We start from the raw sequence: 5917 nt of genomic DNA on the forward strand, positions 1-5917 counted from the left end.
GTCCTGATGCAAAACCGCGCACCGTGGCGTGGACAGATAACCACGTCGCCTTCCACCACCCCGCCCGTCAGGATGCCGCCGTCGTGCGGGCAGATATCCTCGATCGCATAACAGGTGCCGTCGACATTGAACACGGCAACCGGCGCGCCATCGACCTCGACGCTGCGGCTAGCACCGGGCGGAAAATCCTCGATCGCGGCGACATCGACCCAGTCGGACATATCAAAGCATCCCCAATTGCAGGCGTGCCGCGTCCGACATCAGCTCTCTTGACCACGGCGGATCCCACACCAGTTCGACGTGCACGTCGTTCACGCCGCTCACCGAGAACACCGCATCCTCCACCGTCGCCGGGAAGGTTTGCGCGACCGGACAGCCAGGCGCGGTCAACGTCATGCGGACCTCGACACGGCCTTCGGCTTCGTCCACGTCAAGACCATAGACAAGCCCCAGGTCGTAGATGTTGACCGGAATCTCCGGGTCGAACACGGTGCGCAGCGCGTCGATCACGCGTTCTTCAAGACGTTCTGTTGTTGCGCCGCTGCCAGGTTGTGCGGTCTCAGCGCGCTTCAGCCAGTCGAATGGACTCATCGTCTGCCTCACTCTGTCGAAACGGGGCGTTCCTCGTCGTGCAGCGCCGCATGCAACGTATGCCACGCGAGCGTCGCGCACTTCACGCGCGCGGGAAATTCGCGCACGCCGGACAGCACCGTCAGTTTGCCCAATGTCGACGCGGCTGCCGCCTGCCCTGCAGCGGGTGTTGTCACCATGTCGTGAAAACGTCCGAACAGCGCTTCGGCCTCCGCTTCTGTTTTGCCTTTCAGCGCCTCGGTCATTAGCGACGCGGACGCTGTCGCAATCGCACAGCCCACGCCTTCGAAACTTGCGTCCTTGACGACGCCATCTTCGATTCGCAGATACAGCGTGATCCGGTCGCCACACAACGGGTTGTAGCCCTCGGCCTTGTGATTGGCATCGACCAGCCCATGACAGTTACGCGGCCGCCGGTAGTGGTCGAAGATGACTTCCTGATACAGGTCGCGCAGATCACTCATGAGCCAAATACCTCCCTGACCCTGCCGAGACCTTCGATCAGGGCGTCGATATCCTCGTGCGTGTTGTAGAGGGCGAGTGACGCGCGCACTGTCGCCGGTACACCAAACCGCTGCATCACCGGCATCGCGCAGTGGTGGCCCGCCCGCACGGCGACGCCGTGATTATCGAGAATCGTGCCGACATCATGCGCATGCACGTCGTCGAGCACGAATGACAGGATGCTCGCCTTGTCGCGTGCGGTACCGATAAGACGCAAGCCCGGTATCACGCGCAATGCATCCGTTGCATAAGCAAGCAGGCCGGCCTCGTGCGCGGCGATGACTTCCATGCCGATGCGCTCGACATAGTCGAGCGCCGCGCCCAACGCAATCGCGCCGGCAATGTTCGGCGTGCCTGCCTCGAACTTCCACGGAATCGCGTTGTATTCCGTTGTCTCGAACGTCACCGAACGGATCATGTCGCCGCCGCCCTGCCATGGCGGCATCGCTTCAAGCAGCGCGGCCCTGGCATACAGCACGCCGATGCCAGTCGGCCCGTACACCTTATGCCCGGAAAACGCGTAGAAATCACAATCGAGCGCGCGGACGTCGACCGGCAGATGCGCGATCGCCTGTGCGCCATCCAGCAGCACCGGCACGCCCTTCGCGTGCGCCGCTGCAACAATGCGCTCTACCGGATTGATGCTGCCGAGCGCGTTAGCCAGATGCGTCATCGCGACCAGCCGCGTACGGTCGTTCAACAAGCGCTCGTACGCGCCGGCATCAAGTGTGCCCGTATCGTCAATCGGCACGACTTTCAGCACCGCCCCGGTTTGCTCGCAGACCAACTGCCACGGCACGATATTCGAATGGTGCTCCATCGCGCTGATCAGGATTTCGTCGCCAGGCTTGAGCTGCGGGCGCGCAAAGCTCTGGGCGACGAGATTGATCGCTTCGGTCGTGCCGCGTACAAACACGATCTCGTCCGGACGCTGCGCGTTGATGAAGCGTGCGATCTTCGCGCGTGCTGCTTCGAACGCATCGGTCGCACGCAGCGACAGCAGATGCACGCCGCGGTGCACGTTGGCGTTGCTATGCCGGTAGTAGGCGTTTTCCGTGTAGATGACTGAGGCCGGTTTTTGCGTAGTCGCCCCGTTGTCGAGATAGACCAATGGCCGGCCATGCACGCGCTCGCCCAGAATCGGAAAATCGGCCCGCCAGTGCTCGACATTGCGCGGATCTGGCGCCTTCATCTGTTCAATCGGCTTCATATCAGCTCCCTGATGCGCTCGCCTTCCGGGGTGCGCGCGAGCAGCAGGTTTTCAAGCCGACCGCGCAGAGAATCGATGCGCACACGTTCGACAATGTCGCGCGCAAATGCGTAGGTCAGCAGCGCCCGCGCCATCCGTTCCTCGACGCCGCGCGCACGCAGATAGAACAACTGGTTCTCGTCCAGTTGACCGACCGTCGCACCGTGTGTGCATTTCACATCGTCGGCATAGATCTCGAGTTGTGGCTTCGTGTCGATTTCCGCGTCGCGCGACAGCAGCAGGTTGTAATTCGCCTGATGCGCGTCCGCTTTCTGCGCATCGCGATGCACAATGACGCGCCCGTTGAACACGCCGCGCGCGGCCCCGTCGAGCACGCCGCGGTAGTATTCGCGACTCGTGCCATACGGCTCTGCGTGATCGATGCGCGTGTGGTGATCGACGTGCTGCCGGCCGTCAACGACATAGAGACCATTCAGCGTGGTTTGCGCGTTTTCGGCGTTCAGGCACGTGTCAATGCCCGTGCGCGACAAAGCGCCGCCGAACGCGAACGCATGCGAGGTAAAACAGCTGGCGCGTTGCTGCGCGGCAGCGACCGACGCGATATGAAACGCCTTCGAGCCTTCCTGCTGCAACCGGTAGTGCTGCACGTCCGCCTGTTCGTCTGCGACGATGCGGGTAACCGCATTAGTCCAGTACGCGTTGTCGCCCAGCCCTACAAAGTGCTCGACGATCACGCAGCCTGAGCGAGCTCCTGCAAGCACGGCATTGAACGGCTGCACCGCAAGACCGGCTTCGTCGGTCAGGAAGAGCATATGCAGCGGTTGGTCGATGACCTCCCCTGGCGGTAGCACGACGACAAATCCATCCGTCAGAAACGCCGTGTTGAGCGCGGTAAAGCCGTCGGCATACGTCCGCGAGGCGAATGCCGCTTGCAGTCGTTGTGGTATTTCTCTTAGCGCCCGCGCGAGCGAGCCCACAAATACCCCATGCGGCAAGCCATTCAGTTTCGACAGCCGCGGCACATGCCGACCGTTGACAAAGACCAGCCGATGACCAGCCGGGTCCAGCACGAGTTCATCGACGATGCGTCGCACGCCGCTATCGTCGGTGGGGCCGGTGCGTTGCGGCGCGAAATGCCAGGGATGCTTGCCGATCGCCGACACGTTCGTGTACTTCCAGTCCTCGTGGCGTGTGGTCGGAAAGCCGAGCGCGTCGAACTGTTCGAAGGCGCTTCGGCGCGCGGTACGGAGCCACGGCAACTCGGCGCCGGGCAACGTCTTCGCGAGTTGTCCAAAAGCCTGGTGGAAGAAGTTGAGCGATTCGTTTTTCATGGATGTCCCGCACTCATTGCACTGGCTGCACCGGCTGCTTGCACGGCCTCCCCCTCGATCCAGCCATAGCCCTTGCGTTCCAGCTCCAGTGCCAGTTCACGCGACCCCGACTTTACGATCCGGCCGTTCGCCAGCACATGCACGCGATCCGGCACGACGTAATCCAGCAGTCGTTGATAGTGCGTAACCAGCACAATCGCCCGCTCAGGACTGCGCATGCTGTTGACGCCCTGCGCAACGATCTGCAGCGCATCGATGTCGAGCCCGGAATCCGTTTCGTCAAGAATGGCGAGCCGGGGCTCCAGCACCGCCATCTGCAGGATCTCGTTGCGCTTCTTTTCTCCCCCGGAAAAGCCTTCGTTGACTGCGCGGTACAGCAGGGTCTCGTCCATCTGCATCAGCGTCATTTTCTCCTTGACGAGTTGCAGAAACTCCATCGCGTCGAGTTCCGGCTCGCCACGATGCCGGCGCTGCGCGTTCAATGCCGCCTTCAGCAGATAAACGTTGCTCACACCGGGTATCTCAACCGGATACTGAAACGCGAGAAACAGACCTGCGTGCGCGCGTTCCTCGGGCGGGAGCGCGAGAAGATCGCGGCCGAGATACGAGACCGTTCCGCCGGTCACGACAACGTCCTCGCGCCCTGCCAGCACGTGGGCAAGCGTGCTCTTGCCCGAGCCGTTGGGGCCCATGATCGCGTGCACCTCGCCGGTCTTCACGCTCAGATCGATGCCGTGCAGAATTTTCTTGCCGTCGACTTCGGCTTGCAGATTGCTGATTTCAAGCATGGTTCCAATCCCTCGCGACTCACCGTGGCCAGGTGCTAACGGTTAGCCCACACTGCCCTCCAGGCTGACACTGAGCAGCTTCTGCGCCTCGACAGCGAACTCCATCGGCAGTTCCTTGAAGACTTCCTTGCAGAAGCCGTTCACAATCATCGACACCGCATCTTCCGCAGACAGCCCGCGCTGCCGGCAATAGAACAGCTGGTCTTCGCCGATGCGTGATGTCGACGCTTCGTGCTCGACCTTCGCAGTCGGGTTCTTGACCTCGATATAGGGGAACGTGTGTGCGCTGCAACGGTCGCCGAGCAACAGCGAATCGCACTGTGTGTAATTGCGCGCACCTTCGGCCGCACGGCCGACCTTCACGAGGCCGCGATACGCATTCTTTCCGCGGCCCGCTGAAATGCCTTTCGACAGAATCGTGCTGCGCGTATTGCGACCGAGGTGAATCATCTTCGTCCCGGTATCGGCCTGTTGATAGTGGTTGGTCAGCGCCACCGAATAGAATTCACCGACCGAGTTATCGCCCTGCAGGATCACGCTCGGGTACTTCCACGTGATCGCCGAACCGGTTTCCACCTGAGTCCACGAAATCTTCGAATTCGCCTCCCGGCAATCGCCACGCTTGGTCACGAAGTTGTAGATGCCGCCCTTGCCCGATGCGTCGCCCGGATACCAGTTCTGCACGGTCGAATAGCGGATCCGTGCCCCTTCCAGCGCAATCAGCTCGACCACAGCGGCATGCAGCTGATTTTCGTCGCGCATCGGTGCAGTGCAGCCTTCCAGGTAGCTCACATACGCACCCTTGTCCGCGATGATCAGTGTGCGCTCGAACTGCCCGGTGTTCTGCGCGTTGATGCGGAAGTAGGTAGACAGCTCCATCGGGCAGCGCACGCCCGGCGGGATGTAGCAGAACGAGCCGTCGCTGAACACGGCGGAATTCAGCGCAGCAAAGAAATTGTCGGTATGCGGCACCACCGAGCCGAGATACTTCTGCACCAGTTCGGGATGATGCTGCACGGCATCCGAGAACGAACAGAACACGATGCCGAGTTCCGCAAGCTTTTCGCCGAACGTCGTTGCGACCGACACGCTGTCGAATACCGCATCCACCGCGACGCCTGCCAGGAGTTCGCGTTCTTCCAGCGGCACACCCAGCTTTTCGTAGGTACGCAGCAGTTCCGGATCGACTTCATCAAGATTCTTTGGACGATTCCTCTGCGCCATCGGCGCCGAATAATAGACGATGCGCTGGTAGTCGATCGGCGGATGCCAGACCGTCGCCCAACGTGGCTCGGTCATCGTGAGCCAATGCCGATAGGCCGCGAGCCGCCATTCGAGCATGAACGCCGGCTCGTCTTTCTTTGTGGAAATGAGCCGGATCACGTCCTCGCTTAACCCGCTCGGCAACGCATCGGCCGCCAGGTCGGTCACGAAACCATGCTGGTACTCGCGACTGATCAGTTCGTCGAAACTGGTTGTAGATGCGCTCATGC

Annotated in this window: 7 protein-coding genes; all 7 read right to left on the reverse strand. The window is 61.4% G+C overall.

What is annotated here, in order from left to right; genetic code table 11:
• A partial coding sequence (locus tag PQR02_RS39405; protein WP_408243225.1) for a Rieske (2Fe-2S) protein occupies positions 1-221 on the reverse strand: 221 nt, incomplete at its 3' end.
• A gap of 1 nt (position 222) precedes the next feature.
• A complete protein-coding gene (locus tag PQR02_RS39410) occupies positions 223-591 on the reverse strand; it encodes an SUF system Fe-S cluster assembly protein (RefSeq protein WP_408243226.1) in 369 nt (122 codons plus the stop codon).
• An 8-nt stretch (positions 592-599) separates the two neighbouring features.
• On the reverse strand, positions 600-1055 hold the full coding sequence (sufU, locus tag PQR02_RS39415) for a Fe-S cluster assembly sulfur transfer protein SufU (RefSeq protein WP_408243227.1): 456 nt from the start codon (positions 1053-1055) through the stop codon (positions 600-602).
• Positions 1052-2305 (reverse strand): SufS family cysteine desulfurase, encoded by a 1254-nt coding sequence (locus PQR02_RS39420; protein ID WP_408243228.1) that lies wholly within the window; start codon positions 2303-2305, stop codon positions 1052-1054. Before PQR02_RS39420 ends, sufU begins: the two co-directional genes overlap by 4 nt.
• Complete coding sequence (sufD, locus tag PQR02_RS39425; protein ID WP_408243229.1) at positions 2302-3636, reverse strand: Fe-S cluster assembly protein SufD; 1335 nt, start codon at positions 3634-3636, stop codon at positions 2302-2304. The genes PQR02_RS39420 and sufD overlap by 4 nt, the downstream gene beginning before the upstream one ends.
• Positions 3633-4424 (reverse strand): Fe-S cluster assembly ATPase SufC, encoded by a 792-nt coding sequence (gene sufC, locus PQR02_RS39430; RefSeq protein ID WP_408243230.1) that lies wholly within the window; start codon positions 4422-4424, stop codon positions 3633-3635. The genes sufD and sufC overlap by 4 nt, the downstream gene beginning before the upstream one ends.
• Positions 4425-4466: 42 nt before the next feature.
• Positions 4467-5915: a Fe-S cluster assembly protein SufB gene (sufB, locus tag PQR02_RS39435; RefSeq protein ID WP_408243231.1), complete on the reverse strand. Its 1449-nt coding sequence runs from the start codon at positions 5913-5915 to the stop codon at positions 4467-4469.
• Positions 5916-5917 lie beyond the last annotated feature (2 nt).

The organism is Paraburkholderia sediminicola (assembly GCF_046026895.1).
Classification (GTDB): domain Bacteria; phylum Pseudomonadota; class Gammaproteobacteria; order Burkholderiales; family Burkholderiaceae; genus Paraburkholderia; species Paraburkholderia sediminicola_C.

Bases quoted from the DNA above. Each gene is read 5' to 3' on its own strand.
- PQR02_RS39410 (WP_408243226.1), bottom strand. From the start codon at position 591: ATGAGTCCATTCGACTGGCTGAAGCGCGCTGAGACCGCACAACCTGGC.
- sufU (WP_408243227.1), bottom strand. From the start codon at position 1,055: ATGAGTGATCTGCGCGACCTGTATCAGGAAGTCATCTTCGACCACTAC.
- PQR02_RS39420 (WP_408243228.1), bottom strand. From the start codon at position 2,305: ATGAAGCCGATTGAACAGATGAAGGCGCCAGATCCGCGCAATGTCGAG.
- sufD (WP_408243229.1), bottom strand. From the start codon at position 3,636: ATGAAAAACGAATCGCTCAACTTCTTCCACCAGGCTTTTGGACAACTC.
- sufC (WP_408243230.1), bottom strand. From the start codon at position 4,424: ATGCTTGAAATCAGCAATCTGCAAGCCGAAGTCGACGGCAAGAAAATT.
- sufB (WP_408243231.1), bottom strand. From the start codon at position 5,915: ATGAGCGCATCTACAACCAGTTTCGACGAACTGATCAGTCGCGAGTAC.